Annotated in this window: 9 protein-coding genes and 2 pseudogenes; 1 reads left to right on the plus strand and 10 read right to left on the minus strand. The window is 64.4% G+C overall.

Going from position 1 to position 13,775, the window contains the following annotated elements:
• Positions 1-140 precede the first annotated feature (140 nt).
• Positions 141-440, minus strand: a pseudogene (locus DJ563_RS08220) (transposase); the annotation flags it as partial.
• Between DJ563_RS08220 and DJ563_RS08225 the strand changes: the two are divergent.
• A pseudogene (locus DJ563_RS08225) lies at positions 366-578 on the plus strand (transposase); the annotation flags it as partial. The pseudogenes DJ563_RS08220 and DJ563_RS08225 sit on opposite strands and share 75 nt — an antisense overlap.
• A 35-nt stretch (positions 579-613) precedes the next feature.
• On the opposite strand, the gene DJ563_RS08230 reads toward DJ563_RS08225, so the two are convergent.
• From DJ563_RS08230 to DJ563_RS08270, 9 genes are all read right to left on the minus strand, one after another.
• Complete coding sequence (locus tag DJ563_RS08230) at positions 614-2,875, minus strand: ATP-dependent DNA helicase (RefSeq protein ID WP_434519236.1); 2,262 nt, start codon at positions 2,873-2,875, stop codon at positions 614-616.
• Positions 2,872-4,521: a VRR-NUC domain-containing protein gene (locus tag DJ563_RS08235; RefSeq protein ID WP_434519237.1), complete on the minus strand. Its 1,650-nt coding sequence runs from the start codon at positions 4,519-4,521 to the stop codon at positions 2,872-2,874. Before DJ563_RS08235 ends, DJ563_RS08230 begins: the two co-directional genes overlap by 4 nt.
• Positions 4,522-4,669: 148 nt before the next feature.
• Positions 4,670-5,977, minus strand: a complete 1,308-nt coding sequence (locus DJ563_RS08240) for an MFS transporter (protein ID WP_050506068.1) — start codon at positions 5,975-5,977, stop codon at positions 4,670-4,672.
• Positions 5,978-6,076: 99 nt separating this feature from the next.
• Positions 6,077-7,294 carry a fumarylacetoacetate hydrolase family protein gene (locus DJ563_RS08245; protein ID WP_434519706.1) on the minus strand — a complete coding sequence of 406 codons (1,218 nt, stop codon included), beginning with the start codon at positions 7,292-7,294 and terminating at the stop codon, positions 6,077-6,079.
• Between the two features lie 26 nt (positions 7,295-7,320).
• Positions 7,321-8,391 (minus strand): Ldh family oxidoreductase, encoded by a 1,071-nt coding sequence (locus DJ563_RS08250; protein WP_434519238.1) that lies wholly within the window; start codon positions 8,389-8,391, stop codon positions 7,321-7,323.
• Positions 8,392-8,407: 16 nt separating this feature from the next.
• Complete coding sequence (locus DJ563_RS08255) at positions 8,408-9,988, minus strand: aldehyde dehydrogenase (NADP(+)) (protein ID WP_434519239.1); 1,581 nt, start codon at positions 9,986-9,988, stop codon at positions 8,408-8,410.
• A gap of 35 nt (positions 9,989-10,023) precedes the next feature.
• Positions 10,024-11,565: a UxaA family hydrolase gene (locus DJ563_RS08260; protein WP_434519240.1), complete on the minus strand. Its 1,542-nt coding sequence runs from the start codon at positions 11,563-11,565 to the stop codon at positions 10,024-10,026.
• Between the two features lie 164 nt (positions 11,566-11,729).
• Positions 11,730-12,695, minus strand: coding sequence for a LysR family transcriptional regulator (locus DJ563_RS08265; RefSeq protein WP_434519241.1), 966 nt, complete (start codon positions 12,693-12,695; stop codon positions 11,730-11,732).
• A 34-nt stretch (positions 12,696-12,729) separates the two neighbouring features.
• Positions 12,730-13,677, minus strand: a complete 948-nt coding sequence (locus DJ563_RS08270) for a LysR family transcriptional regulator (RefSeq protein ID WP_434519242.1) — start codon at positions 13,675-13,677, stop codon at positions 12,730-12,732.
• Positions 13,678-13,775: the final 98 nt, after the last annotated feature.

Genomic DNA, 13,775 nt, shown 5'->3' on the forward strand with positions numbered 1-13,775 from the left:
GGAGACAACTATCGCACCCAAATTTCATTCAAAGATAGAATGGAAGTCCCTTACGGAACAAAGGGAAGTGTTCGACCAGAGCAATATAAACCCGGAAGTAGCATTGAAGTGAAGAATTACAATCTCGAAACCTCCGCAGGAAGTTTGTCGACCTGGGTGATATAGGCCACATTGGCCGCCGTGCCCACCACGCTGTGCACCAGACCCGACTCATCATCGACACCGATGTGCGCCTTCATGCCGAAGTAGTACTGGTTACCCTTCTTGGTCTGGTGCATTTCTGGGTCGCGATTGCCGTCCTTGTTCTTGGTCGAACTCGGCACATTGATCAGCGTGGCATCGACGATGGTACCTTGGCGCAACGACAGGCCTTGATCACCCACATAGCCATTGATCACGGCCAGGATGCCAGCAGCCAGTTCGTGTTTCTCGAGTATGCGACTCACAAGACCGACAAGATCAAAGCTTGGCTGGCAGCACACCCGCGCTACCAGGTCCATTTCACACCGACGTCGGCGTCTTGGTTGAATAGGGTTGAGCGCTTTTTCTCTACGTTGAGTGAGAAATGGATCAAGCGGATGGAAATTATGAGCGTTATTTCTGAAACACCACACTAGTTAATAGCCGTCTGCCACCATCCGGGAAACATCTGCTGCACCCGCGCCTCGGCGAAGCGTTCGTCGATCAGCACCAGCACGCCTTGGTCCTGATCCCCGCGTATGACCCTGCCCGCCGCCTGAATGACCTTGCGCACGCCTGGGTACAGATAGGCATAGTCAAAACCGGCGCCAAACTGGCGCCCCAGGCGCTGCTTGAACTGTTCGTTGACGGGGTTGACCTGAGGCAGGCCGAGCGTGGCGACAAACGCCCCGATCAACCGTGTGCCGGGTAAATCCACCCCTTCCCCAAACGCCCCGCCCAGCACCGCAAAGCCAACGCCGCAGCCGTCCAGTACAAAACGATCGAGAAATGACTGACGCGCCGCTTCATCCATGCCCGCCGCTTGGGCCCAGTGCGGAATGTGGCCGTAACGCTCAGCCAACAAAGCGGCCACTTGCTGCAAGTATTCGAAGCTGCTGAAAAACGCCAGGTAGTTGCCGGGCTTGCGCTGATACTGCTCGGCGATCAGTTCGACAATCGGTGCCAGCGAGGCGTGGCGCTCACGATAACGGGTCGACACCTGGCTGGCGATGCGCACTTCGAGCTGCTCGGCGCGGAACGGCGCCGCCACTTCCAGCCAGGCCGTGTCGGCCGGCATGCCGAGCAGGTCACTGTAGAAATGCCGTGGGCTCAGCGTGGCGGAAAACAGCGTTACGCTGCGCGCCGCCTGCATGCGAGGCGCCAACAGCCGCGCCGGGGTGATATTGCGCAGGCACAGGGTCGCCAGCCGCCGCTTGCGCAGGCTGTCGCGCACGGTAATGTCGAAGATGAAATGCTCGTCGAACAGTTCAGCGACCCGACTGAATTGCAACGCCTGGTAGAAAAACTGCAGCACCTGCGCATCCACCTCGGCAGGTGCCTGATTCAAGCGCTCCTGAATCAGCCCGATGCATTGCTGCAAGTCACGCAAGAAGGCATCCGGCAACTGCTCGCTGGCCTGATACGGCGCCCGCTGCTCTTTGTACAACGCGTTCCACTGCCGGTTGAGGCGGTCCAGCGCACTGCTCAACCCTTGTGGCTTGCTCTGGCGCAAGGCAAGCAACTGGCCTTGATCCAGGCTGGCGCTGTACATGCCTCGACCGCGCTCGACCAGGTTGTGCGCTTCGTCCACCAGCACCGCCACCCGCCATTGGTTGGCCTGGGCCAGGCTGAACAGCAAGGCATGGGCATCGAAGTAATAGTTGTAATCGGCCACCACCAGGTCCACCCAGCGGGCCATTTCCTGGCCTAAGTAGTACGGGCATACCTGATGCGCCAAGGCCACTTCGCGCAGCTGGGCACGGTCCAGCAAGGGCAACCCTGCCGCCGCCTCGCGGGCAGCGGGCAGGCGGTCGTAGAAACCCTGCGCCAAGGGGCAGGACTCGCCATGGCAGGCCTTGTCGGGGTGCTCGCAGGCCTTGTCACGGGCAATCAGCTCCAGGGTGCGCAAGGCCGGTTGCGGCGTGGCATCGGTAATCTGGCGCATGGCATCGAGGGCCAGCGCCCGGCCCGGTGTCTTGGCGGTGAGGAAGAACACTTTGTCGAGTTGCTGCGGCACCATCGCCTTGAGCAACGGGAACAAGGTACCCAGCGTCTTGCCGATGCCGGTACTGGCCTGCGCCATCAGGCATCGGCCTGTGCTCACCGCCTTGTACAGGGTCTCGGCCAACTGGCGCTGGCCCTGGCGGAACTGTGCATAGGGGAAGCCCAGGGCCTGCAGACCGCGGTCGCGCTCGGCCAGGCGCTGTTGCTGATGCTCGGCCCAGCGCAGAAAGCACCGGCACTGGGTCTCGAAGAAGGCTTGCAGCTCGGCAGCACCGTGGTGCTCGCTGATCAGCGTCTGGCCGTCACTGTCCACGTCCAGGTACACCAAAGCCACATCGATGGCCGGCAATTGCCGCGCCTGGCACATCAGCCAGGCATAGACCTTGGCCTGCGCCCAGTGCAGCTGACGATGGTTGGCCGGCTGGCGCGCGAGGTCGCCGCGGTAGGTCTTGATCTCTTCCAGGCGATTGCAGCTGGGGTCGTAACCGTCGGCGCGGCCTCGCACCCTGAGGCTTTCGAACTGGCCTTCGAGAGCAACTTCCGACTCATAATCGGCGGCGCGCCGCGCCACCACCCGCCGATGCCCTTCCATGCCCTCCTGGGCGGTGGGCGATGGGGTGAAGCGCAGGTCCAGGTCGCCGACCTTGGCACTGAACTCGCACAAGGCGCGCACGGCTACGCTGTAGCTCACGCCGCCTCGCTCCAGCGCACATGGCACACCGCAACGGGCAGGCCCTGCGCACGGCAGAACTCCAGCCAGCGCAACTGGTTGTCTTGCAGGCGGTCGCCCGGCCCCTTGACCTCGACCATGCGATAACCACCCTGGTCGGGCCAGAACTGGATCAGGTCGGGCATGCCGGCGCGGTTGTTGCGGATGTCCTGCAACAGCCGCAGGAAGCATTGCTTCAGATGGGCGGGCGGCAGGCAGGCCAGCGCCTGTTCAAGCAAGGTTTCGCTGAGCATGGGCCAGAACACGAACGGCGACTGCAGGCCTTGCTTGGCGGCATAGCAGTCGAGAATAGCCTGGCGATGGCTGCCATCGTCTAACCGCCCCAGGCAGCGCTCGAACTGGGCACTGCGCCGTTGCTGGAAGTCGCTGTCGTGCAAGTCCTGGGGGGCGGCCTGAAACGGGTTGAAGAACGCGCCCGGTACCGGCGCGAAAATCGCTTCCCAGCACAACAGGCCGAACAGGCTGTTGAACAACGTGTTTTCCACGTAATGAACCTGCCCTCCGGCCTCGGCCAAGTGTTGGCGCACGGCCTCCTCGACGCCCAGGGCGGCGTGCTCGCGGGGCAGCACCAGCTCTATCAGTTGCAGTTGCGCAGCGCGCTGGCGCCGTTGCGGCGGCCCGCCGAGCTTGCGCGCCAGGCGCGGCAGCATGCGTTCGAGCGCCTGCACCTCCAGCGCGTTGGCCGGGGCCGCAGCCAGTTGCAGGGCAAGCGCATGTGCCTGTGGCCACTGTTCGCTGCGCTCCAGCACGCGTACCTGGCGGATACGCGCCTGGGCATGCCTGCACTGGCCATACACGGCCATGGCCTGGTCCCAGTCACCCTGGCGTTCGCATTGCTGGCCCAGGGCGAACAGCAGGCGGGCATGGCGCCGGGCCAACCAGGGGTTGTCACTGTGCAGCCCTGCCATCGCGTTGAGGATCGACAGCGGCTCGTCACCTTGCTCCAGCCGCTCGGCGCACTGGTGCAAGGCCATGGCCAGGTCGACCTCGGCGCGATGGCGCAGGGCCCGCGAATCGCTGCTGAAAGGCACGCGCTCGTAGCGCAACAAGCCAAGGTCGGCGAGTACGAAGTCCGACCAGTCCTGGTACAGGTTGCCGAAGAACAACAGGCGCATGCGGTCACACAACGGTTGCAGGCACCACTGGAAGACGCGCACGTCGCTGCCGGCAAACCACTGTGACAACGGCCGGGGCGCGAGCCCCAGGGGTTGCAGCTGTGCGAGCAGGTCGTGCTTGGCGGCCCGTGGGCGGCTCAACTGCCCGGCGAAGCACTGCGCCAGCTCGTCCTTGCGCAGCATGGTGAACAGCTGTTCCAGCGCCAATTGTGCAGGCTCCCGCACCCACCCCAAGGCCTGCAGCGGCTGCAAGGCCTGCTCGGTATCGCCGACTTCGGCGTACACAAGCTTGTCACTGCGAAACAGCTCGCCCTTGCGCATGACCATACGCACCATCAGGGCCTGGGCGCAGCTGTCCAATTGGGCAAAGGCCTGGATGAACGCCAGCTCCTGCTCGTCGAGCAGGTCGTCATAGCGCTGTTCGACCCATGACAGCACCTGGCGGAAGTTGTGCAGGTAATAGAACGGGTCGTCGACGGAATGGGCAATCACGGGGCGAGGTCGGGCAGTGGAGAATGGATACTGGTTATACATACAGATAGCCGGACCTGGCAATAACCGTAGGTCCGTTCTGTTGTATGGGGGGGCGGACTTGCGTCGCGAAAGGCCGCCCCACAGGGATCTGCGCACGCCCGATCGATTACTCGGTCACACCCGCCAGCGTCCCCGACTCGACCTTGGCACTGCCGATCGGCGCCTTCAGCAGCAGGAAGTAGGCCACCGCCGAGCACAGCGCCACGATCGCGCTGATCATGAACGCCGTGTTGAACGAGCCCGAGTACTGAATGCTGAAGCCGGTGACGATCGGTGCCACGGAGCCTGCAATGTAGCCGCCGAAGTTCTGGATCGAGCCGAATGACGCCACCCGTGGGCTGTCGACGATGGTGTTGACGATCATCCAGGCGGTGGCACTGGCCATGTTGATGCTGAACAGCGCCAGGCACAGCAGGATCACGCAGCCGGTCAGGCCGCTGACGTAGGACAACGGCAGGGTGAACAGCGCGGCCAGCACCAGACCGGTGATGACGCTGAACTTGCGGCTGCCAAGGATGCTCATGCCCCGCTTGACCAGCAGGTCGCAGAAGCGCCCGGCTACGATCGTGCCCGCCGCGCCGAAGCCATAGGCCAGCGACACCACCCAGGCAGTCTTGTACAGGTCCAGCCCGTGCTCACGTTCGAAGTAACCGGGCAACCAGGTCAGGTGCAACCAGAGCATGTAGATCACGCCCATGAAGCCCAGTACCGCACCCCAGGTGCTGCGGTGCTTGAACAGGTCGAGCCAGCCCGCGAAGTACGAAGGCTTCGCCGCCTGCGGGATGGCCGTGGCTGGCGACTGCTTGTGCGCGTTCGGCAGCGGTTTGCCTTCGGCGGCGAGTTCAGCCAGGTACTGCGCCTTGCTCTTGTAGAAGGTCAGCCAGCACAGCGCCAGCACCACGCCGATCAGGCCGGTAATGATGAACATGCCACGCCAGCCGAAATTGACCATGAACAGGGTCAGCAAGGGCGGCGCCAGGCATGGGCCCAGGCAGGTCGAGGACCAGACGATACCAGTCGGGGTACCGCGTTCATTGGCATCGAACCATTCGGACAAGGCCTTGGCCGCCGACGGGAACATCGGCGCCTCGCCAATCCCCAGCAACACACGCAGGCCCATGAAGCCGGCAAAGCTGTTGACCATGCCGAAAGTGGCCTGGGCCACCGACCAGGCCAGCAACGAGGCGCCCAGGGCGATCTTGCTGCCCAGGCGGTCGATGATCATGCCCATCGGCAACTGGGCAAAGGCGTAGGCGATGGAAAACGCCGACAACAGAATGCCCATCTGCGAGGGGCTGATCATCATGTCTTTCTGGATCGAGGTGTTGGCGATCGACAGCGCGCTGCGGTCCAGGTAGTTGACGATGCCGATCAACAGCAGGAACACAACGGTGAGGCGCTGATACTTCTTCATAGGGTTCATTGGGTGGCCTTTATTATTATTGTTGCAGCGCGTTCAGCGCCTTGGCGGTCCGTCTATCCTGTTGCGTTCATCCCTGGGGCACGGCAGCCGTCAAGGCTGGCGTGCCGTCACCGCTGCTTCGAGCAGGCCGCGCCGGCTCAGGCTGTCGATCAGCGCGCGCAGGCCAAAGCCCCATTGCGGCGCCTGGTCGCTGGTGGTCACACGGTTGCACAAGGTACCCAGTTGCGCGTTGCTGATGGCGACCAGGTCGCCTGGCTTGTGGGTGAAGCCGTTGCCGGGCTGGTCGCGGTCCTGCTTGGGGGCGAACAGAGTACCGAGAAACAGCACCAGCCCGTCGGGATACTGGTGGTTTTCGTTGAGGGTCTGCTGCACCAGGTCTTGCGGGTCACGGCTGATCTGGCGCATGGAGCTGCGGCCAGAAAGGATGAAGCCGTCCTGGCCTTCGACACGCAAGTCCACTTCGGCGTTACGCACATCGTCCAGGCCAAAGCTTTCATCAAACAGGCGCAGCAATGGCCCCAGCGCGGTGGAGGCGTTGTTGTCCTTGGCCTTGGACAGCAGCAAGGCACTGCGCCCCTCGAAGTCGCGCAGGTTGACATCGTTACCCAGCATGGCGCCCTTGATGCTGCCGTCGCTCGATACCGCCAGCACCACTTCCGGCTCCGGGTTGTTCCAGCTGGACTTGGGGTGGATGCCGATGTCGGCGCCATGCCCGACCGCCGACAGCGGCTGCGCCTTGGTGAACACTTCGGCGTCCGGGCCAATGCCCACTTCCAGGTATTGCGACCACAGGCCCTGCTCCACCAGCACCTTGCGCAGCGCTTCGGCCTGGGCAGAACCCGGTATGATCTGCGAGAGGTCCGCACCGATGCGGCTGGCCAGGGTGTCGCGGATGGCATCGGCCTTGGCCGGGTCGCCCTTGGCCTGCTCTTCCACCACCCGCTCCAGCAGGCTGGCGGCAAAGGTCACACCGGCGGCCTTGACCGCTTGCAGGTCGATCGGCGCCAGCAGCCAGGGCAAACGTGCGTCACGCTGGTTGGGGTCGCTGTTGCGCAGCAACGCCGGCAGAGCGATCAACGCCTCGGGCAACGGCAGCGCGCGCAGATAAGCTACCGGTTCGGCCACTTCGAGCAAGGCCGAAACGGTCGCTACATGGGCGCTGATATCGTGCACGGCGCCCGCCTTGACCAGCACCACGGCGGGGCCCTGATCGGGCAGCCAGACCCGGCCGACCCAGGTGCCGCTGTCGAACACGGCGATGTCGTGGCTTAGTTGCAGCGGTGGCGTTGCATTCGATTGGTCGGTCATGTGGGTACCCTTGTTGTCATTGTCATTCATTGAGCCAGCGCCTGCGAAAGTGGCGCCAGTTGCAACTGCCCAGCCAACTGGTCGAGGTCATCGAGCACGTGCGCCGACAGGCTCACCCCCTCCTCCAGCGCGTGTCGGCGCAAGGCCAGGCCGGCCTGCCCTGGCAGGCGTACCGGGCGTTCGGGGTCTACCGGGCGGCTGGCGAGGACCAATTGGCCGAGGAAGCTGGTTTCGTCGGTGAATGCTTGCAGGCCGCCGAAAAAGCGCGGGTCGATGACCACGGCGGTGGCCGACGCGCCCCACTGGTCCGGGGCGTCCTTGCGGCCATGGCCGGCCAGCCCCGAGGTCAGCGCCTCGACCAGGATCGCCAAGGCAAAGCCCTTGTGACCAAAGGCCTGGCCGCCCAGCGGCAGGATGCTGCCTTGCGGCTGGCTGAAGAAGTCGCGCGGGTCATCGCTCAGTTGGCCGTCGTTACTCATCAGCACCGGGTGCGGCAGCTTGCTGCCGGCATCACGGCACTGGCCGACCAGGCCCAGGGTCACGGTGGACATGCTCACATCCAGCAGGATCGGCTCGCCCTGGGTCGGTATGCCGGCGGCAATCGGGTTGGGCGTGAACACCGGGTCGACCCCGCCATGGGCACAGACCAGCCCCACCGACGGGTCCGACGAATACACCAGGGCCACCAGGCCACGGTCGGTGTAGGGTTTCAGGTACGCTGCCAGGCAGCCGATGTGCGCGGCCCGGCGCACCACAGCAATGCCGATGCCCTGTGCACTGGCCCCTGTGGCCGCGCAGTCGAGGGCGCGGCTGACGCAGTACGGGCCGAGCAGGTAATGGCCGTCGAACAGGCTGGAGACCCCGCTGTCCGACACCTGCTCCAGCGCCTGGGCTTGCGCCTTGACCTGCCCGCTGAGCATGCCGCCGACATAGCGGCTGACCAGGTTCAGGCCATGGGTGCGATGGCCCAGCAATTCGCCTTCGAGCAGCACCTGGGTCACCACCTGGGCGACCTCGGCATCGGCACCTGCTTTTTCGAACAGTTGCTCGACGAATGCAGTGATTGCCTGCACGTCGTAGCGTCTGGTTTGAGTCATGCCTGGCACTCCACGATCAGTTCAGGGCCGCGCGGCTTGGCTTGCCATCGACCAGGCGCTGGATGCCCAGCGGGTTGGCGTTCTGCAAGGCGACGGGCAGCAAGGCATCCGGCACGTTCTGGTAGCACACCGGGCGCAGGAAGCGGTCGATGGCCAGGGTGCCGACCGAGGTACCACGGGCGTCCGAAGTGGCCGGATACGGGCCACCGTGCACCATCGCATCGCTCACCTCGACCCCGGTGGGGTAGCCGTTGAGCAGAACGCGACCGACTTTCTCTTCCAACGCACCGAGCAGATGGCCGTAGCCCGCGAGGTCCGCATCGTCCGCCAGCAGCGTGGCGGTCAATTGCCCGCGCAAGGCCGCGACCGCACGCAGCAGCTCGGCGTCGTCGGCTACCTGAACCACTACCGTGCAAGGGCCGAACACTTCTTCCTGAAGCAGCTCGTCCTGCTCCAGTAGCAGGCTGACAGCGGCCTCGAACAGGTGCGGCTGGGCCTGGTTACCCTGTTGCGCCAGGCCACTCAACCGCTTCACCCCCGGGTGGGCAGCCAAGGCCTGCAGGCCTTTGCCGTAGCTGTTCAAGGTGCCGGCGTTGAGCATGGTCTGTGGCGCTTGGTCAGCCATGTGCCCGGCCAACTGCTCGATGAAAGCATTGAACGCCGGTGAGCGAATGCCCAGGACCAGGCCCGGGTTGGTGCAGAACTGGCCACAGCCCTGCACCACCGAAGCGGTGAGTTCCTTGGCCAGTTGCGCGCCACGTTTGGCCAAGGCCTGAGGCAGTACCAGCACCGGGTTGATACTCGACATTTCGGCGAACACCGGGATCGGCTGGGGCCTTGCCGCCGCCATGTCGCACAGCGCACGCCCGCCCTTGAGCGAACCGGTGAAACCCACTGCCTGGATGCCAGGGTGCTTGACCAGTGCCTCGCCAACGCCGCCACCGAAGATCATGTTGAACACACCGGCCGGCATGCCGGTGCGTTCAGCGGCCCGGGTCACGGCCTCGGCGACCCGCTCGGCGGTGGCCATATGGCCGCTGTGGGCCTTGAAAACGACCGGGCAACCGGCCGCCAGGGCCGCTGCGGTGTCCCCCCCCGCCGTGGAGAACGCCAGGGGGAAGTTGCTGGCCCCAAATACCGCCACCGGGCCTACGCCAATGCGGTACTGGCGCAAGTCAGGGCGTGGCAGAGGCGTACGGGCAGGCAGTGCCTGGTCGATGCGGGCGCCATAGAAGTCACCCCGGCGCAGCACCTGGGCGAACAGGCGCATCTGCCCGCTGGTACGGCCGCGCTCGCCGAGGATACGGGCCGTTGGCAGGGCCGTTTCCTGGCAGGTCAAGGCGATGAAGTCTTCGCCGAGGGCGTCGAGCTCGTCGGCAATGGCCTCCAGGAACTCGGCGCGGCGCACGGATGCCAGGTTGCGAAACAGCGGGAAGGCCGCAGTGGCAGCATTCACGGCGTTATCGACTTCGGCCAGGGTAGCCTGGTGGAAAGCGACCGGCAGGCGTTCACCGGTGTGGGCATCGACGCTGTAGACCAGGGTCTGGCCCTGAGCGCTGCGCTGGCCGGCAATGAAGTTGTATCCGCTAACGTGCATAGGGGTTGCCTCAAAAATCAGGATTGGGCTGTCGATCAGGTCACGGCGCCGATCTGCCAGGGCACGAACTCGTTCTGCCCGTAGCCGTGCTGTTCGCTTTTGCTGCGCGCGCCGGACGCGATGCGCAGCATCTGTTCGAAGATGTACGCGCCGCGTTCTTCGATGCTGGTGGAGCCATCGGCGATGCCACCGCAGTTGACGTCCATGTCTTCTTCCTGGTGCTCGAACACCCGGTTGTTGGTCGCCAGCTTGATGGACGGTGCCGGCGCGCAGCCGTAGGCCGAGCCGCGGCCGGTGGTGAAGGCGATCAGGTTGGCGCCGCCAGCGACTTGGCCAGTGGCCGAGACCGGGTCGTAGCCTGGCGTGTCCATGAACACCAGGCCCTGGGCCCGCACCGCTTCTGCGTACTGGTAGACATCGACCAGGTTGCTGGAACCGGCCTTGGCCACCGCGCCCAGCGACTTCTCGAGGATGGTGGTGAGGCCACCGGCCTTGTTGCCGGCCGAAGGGTTGTTGTTCAGTTCGGCATTCATGCGCTGGCAGTAGTCTTCCCACCAGTGGATGCGGGCGACCAGCTTCTCGCCCACCTCACGGCTGACCGCGCGACGGGTCAACAGGTGCTCCGCGCCATAGATTTCAGGTGTTTCGGAAAGGATCGCCGTACCACCGGCGGCCACCAAGCGGTCGACGGCATTGCCCAACGCCGGGTTGGCGGTGATCCCCGAGTAGCCATCGGACCCACCACATTGCAGGCCGACGATCAGGTGGCGCGCACTGACCGGTTCGCGCTGCACCTGGTTGGCCTCGGCCAGCAGCCCCTTGACCTGCTCGATACCGGCGGCGATGGTCTTCGAGGTGCCACCGATGCCTTGGATGGTAAAGGCGCGCAGCTGGGTGCTGGTAGTCAGCCCCTGGGTTTCGAGCAGGCTTTCGATCTGGTTGGTTTCACAGCCAAGGCCGATGATCAGCACGGCAGCGAAATTGGCGTGTACGGCGTAACCCGCCAGGGTGCGACGCAACAAGCCCAGCGCCTCGCCAGAGGGGTCGACCGCGCAGCCGGCGCCGTGGGTCAATGCCACCACGCCATCAATATTGGGGTAGTCGGCCAGGGCTTCGGGGTGAATGTCACGGCGAAAGTGGTCGGCCACGGCCCGTGCCACGGTCGCCGAGCAGTTCACCGAGGTGAGAATGCCGATGTAGTTGCGGGTGGCCACCCGCCCGTCGGCACGCACGATGCCCTCGAACACCGCCTCACGGCTCGGCGTGCTGCGGGCATCGACGCCAAAGGCATAGTCACGGGCGAAATCGCCCATCTGCACGTTGTGGACGTGTACATGGTCGCCAGCGTCGATGGGCTGGGACGCAAAACCGATGATCTGGCCATAGCGGCGCAGGGGCTGGCCCTGTTCCACACGCTGCGTGGCCACTTTGTGCCCCGAGGGGATCGCCTGGCGCACGGTGATCGCCTCGGCGTCCAGGTGCAGGCCTTCAGGCAAGGCCTGGCGGGCGATAAGGACGTTGTCCAGCGGGTTGAGGCGGATGACGGCAAGGTCACCGGATCGGGCAATCAGTTGCATGGGACCTCTCAGGGCGGTGCGGCTGACTTCTTGTTATGGCGACGCCCGTTCGATGCCGGGCGAATCTGCGACCACTGTAAGAAGCCTTGCGCAACATTCCCAATGAGATGATCCGATCAAGCGATAACCCTGGGTTATCGATAACGCCTATCAGCGGTCATTTATCAATCGCTTGGCGCACCTGGCGCGTCACGCCGTTGCTGCGCGAAGTCGAGCAGAATGTCGACGAACTCCCGGGCCGACGGGGTCAGCGGCTCGTCCTTGCGGGTGACGATGCCGTATTCCAGTGCCGGCAAGTGCAAGGGGCTTTGCAACTCCTTGAACTGGCCGCTGTTCAGTTGCGCGGTGACCATCGACCTGGGCAGCATGGCGATCATCGGGCCGGACTGCAGCAACTGCAGGAACATCGGCATCGAAATGGTCTCGACGCTGTCCGCCGGCGTGGCAATGCCGGCAACCCTGAACGCCTGCTCCAAGCGGTTGCGGATCGGCGTACCCACGGGGTACAGCACCCATGGCCAGTCACCCAGGGCCTCCAACGGGGTGCTGGCAAGGGCATTGAGCGGGTGGCGGCTGTTGACCACCAGGCTGAAGGGCTCGGGCTCCAGGGGCTGATAATCGAACAACTGGCTGAAGCGCTCTTCGGTGAAGCGGCCAATCATGATGTCGAGCTTGTTCTGCTCCAGCATGGCCAGCAGATGGTCACTGGAGTGCTCCACCACCTCGATCGACAGCAACGGGCTGCGCGCCTTGATGGCGGCAATCGCCTGGGGCAGCACCACGGGGGTAGCCGCGAAGATACCGCCAACCCGGATAAACCCATGCCCGCCTTTGCGCAGCCGGTTGACCTGGTCGACGAACTGCTGCGAGTCGGCCAGCACCCCCTGGGCGTAGCGCACCACGTACTCGCCAAGCTCGGTAGGCGGCATGCTGCGTGGCAGGCGCTCGAACAAAGCGAAGCCGAACTGCTCTTCCAGGTCCCGCAGCATCTTGCTCAGGGCCGGTTGGCTGAGGTTCATGCGGGTGGCGGTGGCGTGCATGTTGCGGGTGCGTGCCAGGGTGTCGATCAGCACCAGGTGCTTGAAGCGGACCCAGTTGCAGAAGCTGGAATGGGTAATGTCCGACGGCATCAGAGGGCAACCTCGAAAAGGTGTGAAGGCATGGCTATTGCGCCCGCAGGTACTGCAGCAAGCGGTTCAGGGCCACGGAATTGGGCCGCGAGCGCAGGGTTAGCAAGCCCAGGTTGGCCATGCTGATCGGCAGCTCCACCGGCAGGATGGCGACCATGCCGTAGCGCGCATAGTGCTGGGCCACATCATTGGGCACCACGGCAATCATTTCGGAGGCTTCGAGCATGGCGGTGGTGGCCAGGATCGAGGCGGTTTCGACGATGTCCAGCGATTGCACCATGCCGCCCGCCTGCAAGGCGCTCTCGACCCGCCGGCGCATGGGGCTGCCGATGGGGTGCAGGATCCAGGTCAAGGCCACCAGGTCTGCCAGCTGCAATGCCTTGGCATTGGCCAACGGGTGCCCGGCGCGAGCGATCACGCGCATCTGCTCACCGCCTTCGAACAGTTCGATGTTCAGGTCCTGGCTGTCGCTCTGGTCTGGCAGGCGCCCGACCACCATGTCGAAATCACCGCGTAACAGCGCCGGCAGCAAGGTGTCGCTGGTCCCGACTTCAAGGGAGATCCGCACCTTGGGGTGGTCGCGCTTGTAGGCCAGCACCGCCTTGGTCAGCAGGCCGGGCACCGGCCCCATGACACTGCCCACCCGGACCAGGCCCGAGGCACCGCGGGCCAGCTCGGCGATCTGGGCCTGGGCATGCTCGAACTCGTGCAGCGCGTTCTGCGCATAGCGAATCATCACCTCGCCATACAGCGTCGGCTGCATGCCGCGCGGCAGGCGCTCGAACAGGCGCACGCCCAGGCGTTCTTCCAGTTGCTGCAACAGAAGGCTGGCCGCCGGTTGCGTGGTGTGCATGGCCGCAGCGGCGCGGCGCAGGTTGCCAAATTCGCCCAGTGCGTTGAGCAAGGTGATCTGGCGGCTGGAAATCTTCAATGTGCCGAGAGATTGCGTCAGCGGCGGCGTGTTCGGGGGCATCTGAGACATATCAATTTCGATATCCCTACTTAGGAATTGGCGATTATGCCTGTATCGCTCGACAACCTACAGTCAGGTCTCCCACTGCCCGACCAGAACAAGAGTCC

Origin of the sequence: Pseudomonas sp. NFX1 (assembly GCF_051123555.1) — a bacterium.
Taxonomy (GTDB): Bacteria; Pseudomonadota; Gammaproteobacteria; order Pseudomonadales; family Pseudomonadaceae; genus Aquipseudomonas; species Aquipseudomonas capeferrum.